The organism is Acinetobacter sp. ANC 4169, assembly GCF_002135355.1.
Classification (GTDB): Bacteria; Pseudomonadota; Gammaproteobacteria; order Pseudomonadales; family Moraxellaceae; genus Acinetobacter.
Map to the genome: position 1 here is coordinate 251,959 of NZ_NEGE01000001.1, position 13,483 is coordinate 265,441.

The window sequence follows — 13,483 nt, forward strand, 5'->3', positions numbered from 1 at the left end:
ACCGTATGAATTACAAAATTTTTAAAGTGCCTTATGAAGAAGGGGCTTATTGGCGCAAGGGTGCAGGGCGTGGTCCAGATGCTATTTATGAGCATCTGCAACGAGCACATCCACAGTCAGTTTCAGGTGACGCTAATCTAGGAATCCGGTTTTCATCTTTTCCAGTACAATTAGTCAGTCATTCCCCTTATTCCAAAAGTGGCTATTTGGCAACAATTGAACAGGCTATTACCGATAGTTTGGACAAGCAGTTTTTCCCTGTAATTTTGGGGGGCGACCACGCTATTACTTTACCTATTATCCGTGCTTTTTCAGCGAAATATGGAGTTAAACAGTTTGGCATCATCCATATTGATGCACACTCCGATACTTTTCCTCCTGTAGATGGCTACAAATATCATCATGGGGCCGTATTTAGAAATATCGTTGAAGAAGGTCTCGTTGCACCAAAAAATATTCATCAAATTGGTGTTCGCGGTTTATGTGGCGATGGCTGGATGTCCTTTGTGGAAGAACAAGGAATTAACTTAGTGCATATGGACAAGTTTCGTGCTCTCGGTTGCAGTCTTCATTCTCTCAAGCTTAGAAAAGATATCCCCTACTACGTTAGCATCGATATTGACTCAGTAGATCCTGCATTTGCTCCGGGTACTGGAACGCCTGTGCCAGGCGGCTTTAGCTCCGCTGAAATACTATTGCTAGCCAGACAAATTAGCACATTAGATGTAATCGGTTTTGATCTCGTTGAAGTCGCTCCTGTTTATGACCATGCCGATATTACGTCATTGTTAGCAGCCCATATTGTCGCTGAATTAATGATTAATATTAGTGCCTATAAGAAAGTGAGTACCTGATGTTACAAGGTTTTTTTGGAGAAGCAGGGATTGCTGGAAATAGTATTAAGCACCAGCCGAAATTCTCAGTATTAGCTCCCACACAACAAAAAATAACGATGCAGATGCCACAAGGTATTGTTAGCGTAGTAATTGCTTCAGATATATCCCCTAAAAATGATATTAAAGCTTTTGGTATTGGCTATTTATCAAATAGGGAAGTCATCGTTCGTACACTTGCAGCACTTCAGTACACATATTCTGAAACTGCAACAGATTTTGATTTGCTGCACCAATTATATTTTCTGATAGGTCGTGATGCCTTTCGCTTGGCAGAAGGACATTTTTGCTGTGTGCTTATCTATGATACAGAGGTGGTATTGGCTACAGGAAAAACTCCTGGTCCAAAACTCTATTATTATCAGGGGGAGCATGGGCAATTGCTCTTCGCATCGGAAATAGGCGCATTTCCATCGGAATATCTTGCTCTAGTGCCGCATGATTCAAATTTTGAACAACATGCTCATTGCGATCCCACATTTACACCTTTTGTTCATGTACGGTCAGTATGCCCAGGCGAATTAGTGCTCCAAACATTGAACCCGCTCTCAGCACCGCAACGCATCAGCTATTATAGTCCTTTGCGGACTATTCAATACTCCGCAGGCGACGAGCATACAGCCAGTGAGCATCTTCGTACAATTTTACAAGATGCGGTGAACGCTATTCCTGGGAAGCATGCCATTTGCCTGGTATCTGGAGGATTAGATTCCAGCATTATTGGTTATCTTGCGAAACAACATTTTGAGTCCGTACGTTATTTGAGTATTGGAACAGCACAGCGCAATGAATTTGAACCTGCACGCTTATTTGTGGAGTCCATTCAAGGTAATTATCAGCAAATTGAATTTTCTGAACAAGACTTTCTGGTGAACCTTGCCGAAGTCATAGCTTTAGTCGAGCATAGTTATAGCACTTACCTTGAGTACCTAGTACCTGTTCATATTGCCCACAAGCACTTGCCACAAGATGCGGATGTCATATTGTCTGGCTATGGTTCAGATATTTTATTCGCAGGATTTGCAAAACCTCACAATTCCACCCACGATATTGCCAGTTTAATTCGAACGGAATATCAATCTACATATTGGGCCAATGAAGCTTCTCAGACCTTAGGATTTGCCCATGGCCTGCATGTAGCCTACCCCTACTTTGATAGCCGGGTTGTAGATTTAGCATTCTCTTTTAGCCCCCACCTCTGCCACATCAAAAAAATTGAAAAATTTATATTAAGACAGGCTTTTTCCAATGATATCGATGAACGTGTGGTATGGAGAAAAAAAGTAGGCGTTCATGAAGGCACTGGTTGCGAGGACTTTTTTTCGGCATATCTCACTTCATCAAGTGAACAGATCAATAGTCTTGAGTTACGCCAACGTAAAGACGTTTTTTGTCATCGTATCCTCGAAGAAATCATGATTTTAGGCATTACCCCACAAAACATAAACTTTAATAAAATAAGGAGTTCTATTCTATGAAATTTAGTGAATTATTACTAAAAGAAATTAAACGTCGTGGTATTAAGAGAGTTTTTGGAGTACCTGGGCGTGAAAATGCCAGTATTCTTTTTAACGAAGTTGAAGGGATTGAGTATATTACTGCTCGCGTTGAATTTAACGCAGGAATCATGGCCGATTTCACAGGACGTATGACAGCTAAACCACAAGTCTGTTTTTCCACAATGGGGCCTGGTGCAACCAATATGACTACAGCTGTTGCATCTGCCATGCTTAACAAGTCACCCCTCGTATTTTTTTCCGCCCAGCTTGAACGTGGTGATATTTATTATAATCAAACCCATCAATGTGTCGATCAAACCGCCATTATGGCTCCGATTACCAAGTGGTCTTATGAATTAAAATCCACACAAGAGCTTTCGCAAGTCGTTGAACGTGCATTTACACTAGCAATGACTGAACCCGTTGGTCCAGTACACATTGCCATTCCAACAGATATGTTTAAGCAAGAAGTATCTGCGCCTGAATCTATAGATCAACCCATTAATCTAGAAGTAATTGTTCCAAACCACCCGCTACAGAACGATCAAATCATGCGGGCACATAATATTATATCTTCTTCAAATCAAGCACTATTTTTAATTGGTGCGGAATCTGTTCGTACTAACCAACATGAAGAAGTTATCAACTTCTGTCGCGAATGGAATATTCCCTACATGACTGCGGCAAATGCTAAGGGTGCTGAACCATTTAGCAACAAGCTTAACTACGGTTCAGCCAGTTGCTATATGGAAGGAATTATTGGTTACCCTGCACTCCCGGATATCTTCACAGACGTTGACACACTGGTTTGTATTGGTTATCAATACGTTGATGATCTTTTACCCAAAATGTGGGCCTATGGCAAACCTAAGACCATTATCAATTTAGCAGCCACTCCAACCTTCAGTATTCATGATAAATACTGCCCTGACCTTGAAATTGTCGGTCATAGCGGAGAAATTTTAAATAAATTGTCTGCATTAGGGATACGGCGCCAAGCTGATCGCGACATTGAACATATCAAGGACTATTACCGCAAAGCCTTGACTGATACCTCCATACGCAATGGTCGCTTAACACCACAGCAGGTTATTGCTCAGGTTAACCCTTATTTTGCAGAAGATGCTATTTGCATTACTGATATTGGCTATTATCGCCATCATGCTATTTTGCTTTCAGAGCCGACCAATACCTCACAGTTTTTCAGTGACACTGGTTTGTCCAGCTTTGGTACAGGTTTGCCAAGTGCAATTGCGGCTCAATTAGAATTCCCTGAACGTCGTGTATTCCTGCTTTGTGGTGATGGAGGCTTCCATTCCGGTAGTTGCGATCTAGCTACGCTGGCACGTTATCAATTACCTGTTATTATTATTGTTATGGACAATTCTGCATTTGAACTCATCCACCTTTATCAACAGCGACATAACACCGACATCAACAGTGATATCGTTTTACTTGATAAAATTGACTTTGTTAAACTAGCCGAAGCAAATGGTTGTCAAGGCGTGCGTATTGATTCCGTACAAGAACTTGCCAATGCGATTAGCAACCATGACCGTACCGGACCACTGGTAATCGAAGTGCCTATGCGATATGGTGAGCATGATAAATTCCGTGAATCTTTCTAACTTTACACTCTGATAAAATACTCACTGAAGATTTGAGAAAAGCCTTATATGGAAAAAGTATTTGATAATTTAGGCATCTATCTGGATGAACATGCTGAACGACCAGTAGAACAAGATTTAATTTATTTTGAGCGTGTAGACAATGGTGAATCAATAGTCCTGCGTAACGATCTTTCTTGTCAACCTAGCGGCATTAAAAGTTACTCAGCACATATTGGTATATGTAAAGAAGGTTCTGCTGACTTCACTCTAATTGTTCTGGATAAGCCAGGTCTGGGGAAAGCTGTCTATACTCGCAGCCTAAGTTGCAGTGATGCGGTACGTTTTGATAGGGAAAATACCCGTGTAGGTAATATCCAGTCACTATGCGTTATTAGCAAGAATGCTAACGTATTCACACCTTCTGCCAAGCAAGATATTCTTCACATTGCCCAACAGGTGGAAACTGTAACTGGGGTTCCGATAACCCAGCAGTTAATTTCATGCACAGGAGTAATTGGCGTTCCATTACCCATGGACAAAGTCGTGTCAGGGATTCAGTCTGCCTCAGGCAATCTTGAATATGGTCAGCTCGAAGCAAGTGCCAATGCTATTATGACCACTGACAAACAAGCCAAAATGGTTTCTGTTGAGTTTGATGGAATTCGTATAGCCGGGTTCTGTAAGGGTGCTGGCATGATTGAACCGAACATGGCAACAATGCTCGCATACTACTTTACCAATGCGGTCATTCCGGCACAAAGGCTAGAAGCCATTCTTAAGCGTGCAGCCGATTTGACATTTAATGCGGTTTCTGTGGACACAGATACCAGCACAAGTGACACAGTTGCAATTCTTAGTACCGCTGAACGTGAAATGTCTGAAAAAGATATAGAAAACTTTGAACGTGCTTTAACAGCAATGTTCTTTAAGTCTAGCCGAGATATTCTTGGTCAGGCTGAAGGCGCCAATTCAGTGATTGAAGCCCAAGTATCTCTTTCTACCTCATTCGAAGATGCACGCGCATATGCCAAAAAAATCATCAACTCACCGCTGATCAAAACCGCTGTACACGGTAGTGACCCAAACTGGGGGCGTGTAGTTATGGCAATTGGTAAACCAATGGAACGTAATTCGTTGGCAGAGATTAACCCGGAGCAATTGCGTATTAGTATTATGGACGAGGTCGTATTTAATTATGGTGCACCACTACCATTACAATTAGATATTTTGTCTAATCGCATGCGAGCAGCAAGAACGGTACGTATCAAGGTAGAAATTGGCGCACCAGTTTACACAGCTAAAGCATGGGGCTGTGATCTAAGCGAAGAGTACATTCGCATTAATGCTGATTACACCACTTAATCCTGAAGATGGAGAACTTGTGACAGTGGGCTTTGGTTCACTCGTTCACAAGTTTTTTCCTTCATCCTTGGGTATTTCGATCTTTGAAACTCAAATAGATCAAATCCCATCTTCATTCGTTTCTCCTACTAAAATTGCATCACTTTCCACCTTTTCATCTCACAGAAGTGCCGAGTTTTATGCGGGTAGATATTGTGCTCACAAGGCAATGCAGCAATTGGGTGTACAAGAGATTATCGAAATTCCCCACGATAAAAATCATGCACCTATATGGCCCATAGGTTTAACCGGCAGTATTAGCCATAGTCAATACCGGGCTATTGCAGTAGCAGGATGGGCAACACAAGTTTTGGGATTAGGAATCGATATTCTTCCCGTATCAGAAGATATTGACTTACGCCAATATCATCTTTTTTGCACCTCTCATGAACTGGAAGCATTACAGAATTTTTTCGATATCCAACGCCACTTCAAAGGATTAACTTTGCTTTCAGCAAAGGAAGCAGCTTTTAAATGTATTTATCATACGACAGGGAAACGTGTTGATTTACGTACAATATCGATTTTATGGGAACCCATAGGCACAGGATTTACGGCATATAGTTCCTGTGCAGAACACATACGATTGTATGGAAATCAACTCGTCGCAAATCAACATTTTTATACAGGCGTTTACTCCATTCACGCTTCTACACGTAACTCCTGAAGTAACACTAATGTCGTCGCCAAATCTTTATGTGATCCTTCACGAATATTTTTAATTGCCTGCTGCTCAATAGCACTTCCTACTAGCGGGATGTCACACTGAATATGCCAATTCAGATCCATAATACACTGCCCTTGTTCAGAGTCATCAATTAAAGAGGTTTTGCAACGAATTGATAAGCCCTTGGGTTGTTTCATCTGAATTTCTACCCAACCTTCCATTGTTTGCCAATCCCACGCATATGTATGTGTAATTGTCCGGGACTCATCCCCTTTCATTAAACGGCGCATGGAGGCTGGTAATTTCAGCATTGGTGGCAGTTGATATTGACAGCAAATTTCAAAATATTGCGGCTTATCATGGCAACCAATAACCGTAATATTTTCATAACCGAGACGTTTATATTTAAGAACTGGAAAATCAGAATGCGTAAATAATGCTCGCATATCACTTAATGAGACAGGAAAAATAACTTGATCTGAAAAAGATTTAGACAAAACATACTCCTTTTATTTTTTATTTTTGCAGCTTTTTAGAATCATCTATTTTAATAGATCATGTGTAGTAGCTCAAACCTGATCTGACAATTACCCGATTTTTGTTGTATCTGTCAGCTTAAATTTGAGTTAGTACAATTTAGAAGAGTTTTGTCTTTTAAATCTTTGTGCAACAAAGCCGTTTTGATTTAGTGGTTGGTACTAAAGGACAAAAGTGGAAGAATGGAGGTAATTCTGGTCAAGATGGCGCGGTATTGGTTTTGCTACTATTTCGACTAGCGAGTTAGACATTACTGCAAAATATTAAGTGCAGAATAAAAAACCAAATTAGTGCAAAAAAAGCCGAAAATTTACATCTACCCTGCTTACACGTATTTATTTTGATTGCTTACATGAATTTAGATATTAAAAAACCACTTAGGATTAGTACACGTAAGTGGTTGTTTTATATGGTGGGCCCACACAGACTTGAACTGTGGACCAACGGATTATGAGTTCTTACTTCACTATATTTATTAGCGTTTATTAGAGTTGCTATATTGCTTTAATTTAATGATATACATAGAATTATAAAAACACCCAATCTATTTTGAGTTGATAATAAAATCTTAAAATTGATTCTATCTGCTACCTATTTGCTACCTTTTTTATGACAACTACAATATTTAAATTTACAACAACTCGACTTGCACAATGCACCTGCCCTTCTAAAAAGGATTATGTGATTTATTGGGATGAATTAGTGAAAGGATTAGGCTTAAAAACTTACATCTCTACTAAAAAATCATTCCTATTTCAGTCTCGTTTAGGTGGTAAAGTCATCAAAATAAGTATTGGTTCATTTCCAAGTTGCACGATTGATCAAGCACGCCAAAAGGCTAAGGAACTTGATGTAATGTGTCTAAATGGGATTGATCCACGCCTAGAAAAAAAGAAGTTAATTGCTAAGAATGAGCATGAGGCTAGGGAGAATAAACGCAAAAAATTAATATTCAACGATATTTGGGAAGCATATCTTATTGCAAACAAATCACGATGGAGAGAGCGAACTTATAATGATCATATTCGTTTAGCATCTGGTAATAAAGAAATCAAAATTGGTAAGCGTTCAACTTTATCCAAACCACAGCCTATTTACGCTCTTTTAAATATCCCTGTTAGTGAATTAAATGCCATCACGTTAAAGCAATGGTTAGATGAAGAAAATTCTATTCGTCCTACCTCCGCTTCACTTTCATTTCGCTTAGTTAGAGCATGTTTAAATTGGTCAGAAGAGCAGATTTTATTTGCTGGATTATTACCAGATAAATCCATTCACGCGAAAATAGTTAAACAATCTGTCGCGTCCATCAAAGCTAAGAAAGATAGCCTACAAAAGGAACAGTTACCGTCATTTTTCAAAGCAGTACTAGCTCTTGATAACCCTTACATGACTGCTTATATTCTTATAACTTTAATAACAGGTGCACGCCGTAACGAGATTGCAAAACTTAAATGGAAAGATATTGATTTTAAATGGAATACTATGCACATCTCAGATAAGATCGATGATGATGGTCGTACTATTCCACTTACTCCTTATGTCAAAAGTTTACTCACTGCATTGCATCGACATAATGATTATGTTTTCTATTCTGAGAGGTCATCCACGACCTATATAGTTGAGCCAACTAAAAGCCTTAAACTAGCAGCAAGGAATGCAGGTCTTGACGATTTATCTATTCATGGCTTACGGCGTTCATTCAAGACATTATCCGAATGGATTTCGCTACCTAGCGGCATTACTGCCCAGATTACTGGTCATAAACCTAGTGGCACAGAGGAAAAACACTATACTGTAAGACCTATAGACTTGCTCAGGAAATGGCATATTGAGTATGAAAACTGGATTCTTTCTCAAGCCAAAATTACCTTATAATATTTTAATCTTTAAAGAAGGGCTCAGATGGGTCTTTATTCTAATAAATTAATACAATGATGAATGATCTCCAGATCATCTGATCCTTTATCATTCATCTTTTTACTTAAAATATATAAATCAGAATTTAAAATCATATTTTGTCAAAATATCGAACTTCATCATAATCCTTACCAGTTTCAGCATCATAATTAATATAGAGCAGTTGAAAGCCTAAACCTTTCAGGTGGTTGTTGCTGAACATTGTAATTTAAGACAATATCCCGCTCAATTTCACGGTTATCTTTGCCTGCTGTCTTAAGGTTTTCACCGTAAATATAGCAATAACCAATATCGAGGTCCGGAATAATAGCATCGAGCTTATATTTCATATTTAGATAATATAAATTCTCATCCTTTAGTTTCGGATACAGTAACCGAAGGATTTAAACCATATCAAGTTGTTTTAGGTATGAAGTGAAAGAGGTAATTCTTTCACTTCTTCCTTATAAGCATTTAATTTAAATAATTTTTAAAATAATTATTTTAGCTTAAAAAGTAAAACCGATATTTAAGTTCACACGATACATCCATTTATCACTGTTTAGAGACGTTGCAGAAGTAAAACCTGTCCCATTAGTTGCACCACCAATAATATTGGCATTTTTACCCCAGGTGTAATCTGCCCAAACCATAAATGGCGAAGCGATGAACATTGCGCCCGTAGTATTCATTTGTGATGCTTCCCAATCACCACGTTCTTTGTCTAAATAACTATAGTCATTATAGAAACGAATCGCTTTCAACTTACCCATATTTTGTATAGGCAAAGTATAGGCGAGATTGAGGCTCGCTACAGTTCCTTCTGAAGCAATAAAATATGCTGGCGTTAAGCCATTTGCTCCCATCAAGGTCATATCATTATCAACGCCGTCTGGGTTTTCTGCATCATACTGATAATGAATCACAGATGACTGTAAATTCCAACGCTGATAATTACTATTAGTGTGTAATCCTGCCGCGTAATAACTACCATCTTTGTCAGTGGTTTTATTATGCAACTCAGCAATAGAACCGGATAGACCAATCTCATGCTTACCCATTTGATTACTGCCAAATTTGCGTACAATGCGGGTGTTCAGCTGATTTTGCTTTTCATTCTGATACGCAGCTTGAAATGGTAAATGATTTTCTGAGAGATCATCATAAGTTGCAGACTCTGGTGAATAACGTAAATTAGTTTCCAGCATGCGCGGATAATACCCCAATTTGACATCCCACTCTGGGTTAATGTAGTTCCAGTTCACCCCCGGAGCCGCGTTATTGCCGTAGCCTAAAAAGAAGGGAATATGATAGGTCCAACCATTTTGTGGATAAGGATAAATTGAAAAAGGCTTATAGACCAATCCTGCTTCTATAGTGTTATTTTCATTTAAGTTATATCCAACATAGGCTTTTTCAATCGAGGTCTTTTCCTGATCTTGAATCACATAACTCGCATTCAAATAAGCATCATCAGATTTACCTTTTAGATCTAAACGGAAAATATCAAAATCCAGTTTTCCAGCCCCTCTGTTCGGACTGGCATCCCATTGTTCATAACGGTGGTTAAAACGCAGTACCCCTCCTACTTTCAATGATTGCGTACCATCTTCGCTTTTCCACTCCAATGGATCATCCTTAGCCTGCACGGATACTGCCGTATTCAGTGACAATAAAATCATTACGGTTAAAATTGTTTTATTCATAATACTTCCTTATATCATTTTGTTTTATATACAAAACATTGTTTAATAATGATTTTGGTCAAAAAAAATTAAGCGATGTTCTGTAACACTTCAACCGTGCTAACTTCAGAAATTAAATTTTCAAAAGAAAATACTTGTTCTAGTTCCTGCTCTGTCATTAATCCTTCTAATAGTACAATTTCCTTAATTGTTTTATTCTCTGCTATACAGCGTTTACCTATAACGTCACAGCACTGATGACCTAGAATTGGATCTAGCAATGTGATGATTCCAACACTGCGCATCACCATGTCATAGGCTTGCTTTTCATTGATTTGAATGCCTGCAAAGCATTTATGATTTAAACTATTTACACCTTCTATCAAAAGTTGAATCGATTCATTTAATGTTAATGCAATGACAGGCTCCATCACATTTAGTTGTAACTGTCCCGCTTCGGCGGCCATACTAATAGTTAAATCATTGCCCATGACTTTAAATGCAATTTGATTAACAACTTCAGGAATAACGGGATTCACTTTTGCAGGCATTATTGAAGATCCTGCTTGCAGTTCAGGTAATCGAATTTCTGCGAAACCTGTCCGTGGTCCAGAACTTAATAAGCGTAAGTCATTACAAATTTTTGAAAGTTTACACGCCAGACGTTTTAGCACACTTGAAATCAAAATAAATACGCCACAATCACTAGTTGCTTCAATATAGTCATCTGCGCCTTTTAAAGGCAAAGCAGTTAAGAAACTTAAGGTTTGAGTGACGTGATGTGTATATCCGGTTGGGGAGTTCACTCCTGTACCAATTGCAGTTGCACCTAAATTAATTTCTAAAAGAAGCTGACGCATTTGATTTATCAAGCGCTGATCTTCATTTAGCAATGTTGCAAAGGCCTGAAACTCTTGCCCAAATGTCATCGGAACCGCATCTTGTAACTGGGTACGTCCCATTTTTAATGCGAATTTAAATTCTGTAGATTTTAATTTAATAGTTTCTATTAAACTCGAAAGTGCATTTATCAAATCATCTAAATAATGGTAGAGACTAATTCTGAGTGCTGTTGGATAAACATCATTAGTCGATTGTGATTTATTGACATGATCATTTGGATGAAGTGTGCGGTAATCACCTTTAGTCAGCCCCAGATATTCCAAGCCAATATTAGCAATAACCTCATTGCAATTCATATTGACAGACGTCCCTGCACCGCCTTGATATAAATCAATTGGGAACGATGACGCCCATTTTTGTGGATAATCAATAAGTTGATTCGTTGCATATTCAATAGCATCTAACTGCAATTGACTGATTTTCTGAAAATGAAAGTTAGTTCGTGCGGCCGCTTTTTTAACAAATCCTAATGCACGAATAAAATGGGGTGACTGCCCCACACTTAAACTAGAAATTTGAAAGTTCTCTACCGCTCTTACAGTATGAATTCCATAATACGCATCATATGGAACCTCTTTAGCACCTAGTAAATCATGCTCAATCCTTGTTTGCATATCCACTCACCTTCTTGTTTCTCTCTTAATGTATTCCTTACATCTAAATTATTTAGCAATTCCTCAGTATCGAGGAATTGCACAACTCACAATCTTGCTCAAATGATATTCTTAAGTTGTATCAGTACAATTTCTTTTGTGGGGGCCCTGCAAATTTCAATGGACCAATTGAGTTCATATCTAGCTCAATGACAGCAGGTCCATTAAGTGTAATAGCTTCTTTAATTGCAGTTTTGAACTCTTCAGCGCTACCAACTTTCCAGCTTTTAACCCCCATAGATTCACCTAGGGCTTGATAATCTGGTGTGTGCAATTCATTGAAATATTGGCGACCACCAAAATAGTTATTTTGAATGCCACGCATTACGCCATAACCACCATCATTCATCACCATAAGAACCATGTCGGTATTTTCTTGAGCCATTGTGGCAATCTCACCAATACCAAGCATTAAGCCGCCATCACCAACCAAGCCCACAACTTTTTTCGTTGGATTTGCAATTGATGCACCAATTGCGTGTGCAAGTCCTAAACCAATTGCACCTGCAAGTGAGTGAATATTTTTATTTGGTGTTTGTACTGGGAATAAACGGCTACCCCAAGTACTACCAGACATTGTGATGTCACGTACAAAAATGCCATCTTCAGGAAGCGCTGCACGTAAGTGGTCGCAAATAAGTGCGTATTGATCCATTTGTGTACGTAAAGCTTCAATCGCACTTTCACGAGCAGCTTTAATTTCTGCATCGTAGCTTTTATCAACTTTATTGTTTCCGTTTAATGCAGTTACAACACGTGCTAATAAGTCTTTAGCTTCCGCACAGATAAATTGATTAACTTTATAGTTACGTTGTTGTGCAACAGGATTTGCATCTACTTGAATAATATTTTTAGGGAATACAACTGAATAAGTTTTCGTTTCATTACTACGTAAGCGTGAACCAACAACGACAAGTAAATCGGCATCTTTAATCAGTTGTTCAACTGATGCTGAGTTATGGAATGCACCCAATGTACGTGGATGGTTGTCTGCTAGTACACCACGTGCATGCGTTGATGAAACTACAGGAATTCCTAAATCTGCAATTGCTTTCACTTCTTCAACTGCATTTAAAGTCCCACCTCCAATCCAAAAAACTGGGCGTTTTGATTTTTTGATTTCTTCTGCAATTAAGTCAACTTCTACGTCTTCTGCAACAGGAACTTGTAATGCTTTAACAGGTCCTAAATTTGCCGGTAAATCTATTTCTGCTGCTTGAACATCAATTGGAATTTCAACACTTACAGGTCCCATTGGTACTGTTGTTGCCACACGAATTGCTTCACGAATCACACCAACTGCATTTTCAGGACTTGTTATACGAAATGCAGCTTTGCTTGATGCTTTTAAGAACGTAAGCTGATCTTTAGTTTCATGAATGAAGCTTGCATCACGGTCTAAATATTCACGTTCAACCTGACCTGTTAAATGCAATACAGGACTACCTGCATTCATTGCTTCAATCAGTGAACCAACTGCATTCCCTGCACCTGCACCTGTACTTGTTAATGCAACACCTAAACCTGTAAAACGTGAATGTGCATCTGCCATTGTCACAGAACCTGCTTCACCACGTGCTGCCACAAAGCGAATTTTTTCACGGCGACCCACGGCATCTGCAATTGGTAAATTATGAATAGAAATTACGCCATAAATACTGTCTACTTGGTGCTGCTCTAATACACGTGCGATTGCTTCGCCTACATTTACTTTTTCAGTCATTTCTTCATTCCTT

General features: G+C 38.8%; 11 protein-coding genes. 6 read left to right on the forward strand and 5 right to left on the reverse strand.

Features of this window, described 5'->3' with window-relative positions; translation table 11 throughout:
* Positions 1-5 precede the first annotated feature (5 nt).
* From speB to B9T26_RS01215, 5 genes are read left to right on the forward strand one after another with little or no spacing between them, the layout of a single operon-like run.
* Positions 6-854 (forward strand): agmatinase, encoded by an 849-nt coding sequence (speB, locus tag B9T26_RS01195; RefSeq protein ID WP_086197988.1) that lies wholly within the window; start codon positions 6-8, stop codon positions 852-854.
* Entirely contained in the window at positions 854-2,371 is a 1,518-nt protein-coding gene (locus B9T26_RS01200; RefSeq protein WP_086197989.1) for an asparagine synthase-related protein, read from the forward strand. Before speB ends, B9T26_RS01200 begins: the two co-directional genes overlap by 1 nt.
* The gene (locus B9T26_RS01205) at positions 2,368-4,020 is read left to right on the forward strand and encodes a thiamine pyrophosphate-binding protein (protein ID WP_086197990.1); all 1,653 of its coding nucleotides are present in this window, start codon (positions 2,368-2,370) and stop codon (positions 4,018-4,020) included. The genes B9T26_RS01200 and B9T26_RS01205 overlap by 4 nt, the downstream gene beginning before the upstream one ends.
* A 48-nt stretch (positions 4,021-4,068) precedes the next feature.
* Complete coding sequence (gene argJ / locus B9T26_RS01210) at positions 4,069-5,364, forward strand: bifunctional glutamate N-acetyltransferase/amino-acid acetyltransferase ArgJ (RefSeq protein ID WP_086197991.1); 1,296 nt, start codon at positions 4,069-4,071, stop codon at positions 5,362-5,364.
* Positions 5,345-6,070: a 4'-phosphopantetheinyl transferase family protein gene (locus tag B9T26_RS01215; protein WP_086197992.1), complete on the forward strand. Its 726-nt coding sequence runs from the start codon at positions 5,345-5,347 to the stop codon at positions 6,068-6,070. Before argJ ends, B9T26_RS01215 begins: the two co-directional genes overlap by 20 nt.
* On the opposite strand, the gene B9T26_RS01220 is transcribed toward B9T26_RS01215, so the two are convergent.
* Positions 6,046-6,567, reverse strand: coding sequence for a DUF2505 family protein (locus B9T26_RS01220; RefSeq protein WP_086197993.1), 522 nt, complete (start codon positions 6,565-6,567; stop codon positions 6,046-6,048). The two genes, B9T26_RS01215 and B9T26_RS01220, sit on opposite strands and share 25 nt — an antisense overlap.
* Before the next feature lie 649 nt (positions 6,568-7,216).
* On the opposite strand from B9T26_RS01220, the gene B9T26_RS01225 reads away from it, so the two are divergent.
* Positions 7,217-8,485 (forward strand): tyrosine-type recombinase/integrase, encoded by a 1,269-nt coding sequence (locus tag B9T26_RS01225; RefSeq protein WP_086197994.1) that lies wholly within the window; start codon positions 7,217-7,219, stop codon positions 8,483-8,485.
* A gap of 191 nt (positions 8,486-8,676) precedes the next feature.
* On the opposite strand, the gene B9T26_RS01230 is transcribed toward B9T26_RS01225, so the two are convergent.
* From B9T26_RS01230 to B9T26_RS01245, 4 genes are all read right to left on the reverse strand, one after another.
* Positions 8,677-8,856 carry a hypothetical protein gene (locus tag B9T26_RS01230; RefSeq protein WP_086197995.1) on the reverse strand — a complete coding sequence of 60 codons (180 nt, stop codon included), beginning with the start codon at positions 8,854-8,856 and terminating at the stop codon, positions 8,677-8,679.
* 159 nt (positions 8,857-9,015) lie between these two features.
* Positions 9,016-10,212 (reverse strand): hypothetical protein, encoded by a 1,197-nt coding sequence (locus B9T26_RS01235; protein WP_086197996.1) that lies wholly within the window; start codon positions 10,210-10,212, stop codon positions 9,016-9,018.
* Between the two features lie 68 nt (positions 10,213-10,280).
* Complete coding sequence (locus tag B9T26_RS01240) at positions 10,281-11,708, reverse strand: aspartate ammonia-lyase (RefSeq protein WP_086197997.1); 1,428 nt, start codon at positions 11,706-11,708, stop codon at positions 10,281-10,283.
* Between the two features lie 121 nt (positions 11,709-11,829).
* Positions 11,830-13,470, reverse strand: coding sequence for a thiamine pyrophosphate-binding protein (locus tag B9T26_RS01245; protein ID WP_086197998.1), 1,641 nt, complete (start codon positions 13,468-13,470; stop codon positions 11,830-11,832).
* Positions 13,471-13,483: the final 13 nt, after the last annotated feature.

Coding starts and splice junctions, on each gene's coding strand:
- speB (WP_086197988.1), top strand. CDS start 6: ATGAATTACAAAATTTTTAAAGTGCCTTATGAAGAAGGGGCTTATTGG.
- B9T26_RS01200 (WP_086197989.1), top strand. CDS start 854: ATGTTACAAGGTTTTTTTGGAGAAGCAGGGATTGCTGGAAATAGTATT.
- B9T26_RS01205 (WP_086197990.1), top strand. CDS start 2,368: ATGAAATTTAGTGAATTATTACTAAAAGAAATTAAACGTCGTGGTATT.
- argJ (WP_086197991.1), top strand. CDS start 4,069: ATGGAAAAAGTATTTGATAATTTAGGCATCTATCTGGATGAACATGCT.
- B9T26_RS01215 (WP_086197992.1), top strand. CDS start 5,345: ATGCTGATTACACCACTTAATCCTGAAGATGGAGAACTTGTGACAGTG.
- B9T26_RS01225 (WP_086197994.1), top strand. CDS start 7,217: ATGACAACTACAATATTTAAATTTACAACAACTCGACTTGCACAATGC.
- B9T26_RS01230 (WP_086197995.1), bottom strand. CDS start 8,856: ATGAAATATAAGCTCGATGCTATTATTCCGGACCTCGATATTGGTTAT.
- B9T26_RS01235 (WP_086197996.1), bottom strand. CDS start 10,212: ATGAATAAAACAATTTTAACCGTAATGATTTTATTGTCACTGAATACG.
- B9T26_RS01240 (WP_086197997.1), bottom strand. CDS start 11,708: ATGCAAACAAGGATTGAGCATGATTTACTAGGTGCTAAAGAGGTTCCA.
- B9T26_RS01245 (WP_086197998.1), bottom strand. CDS start 13,470: ATGACTGAAAAAGTAAATGTAGGCGAAGCAATCGCACGTGTATTAGAG.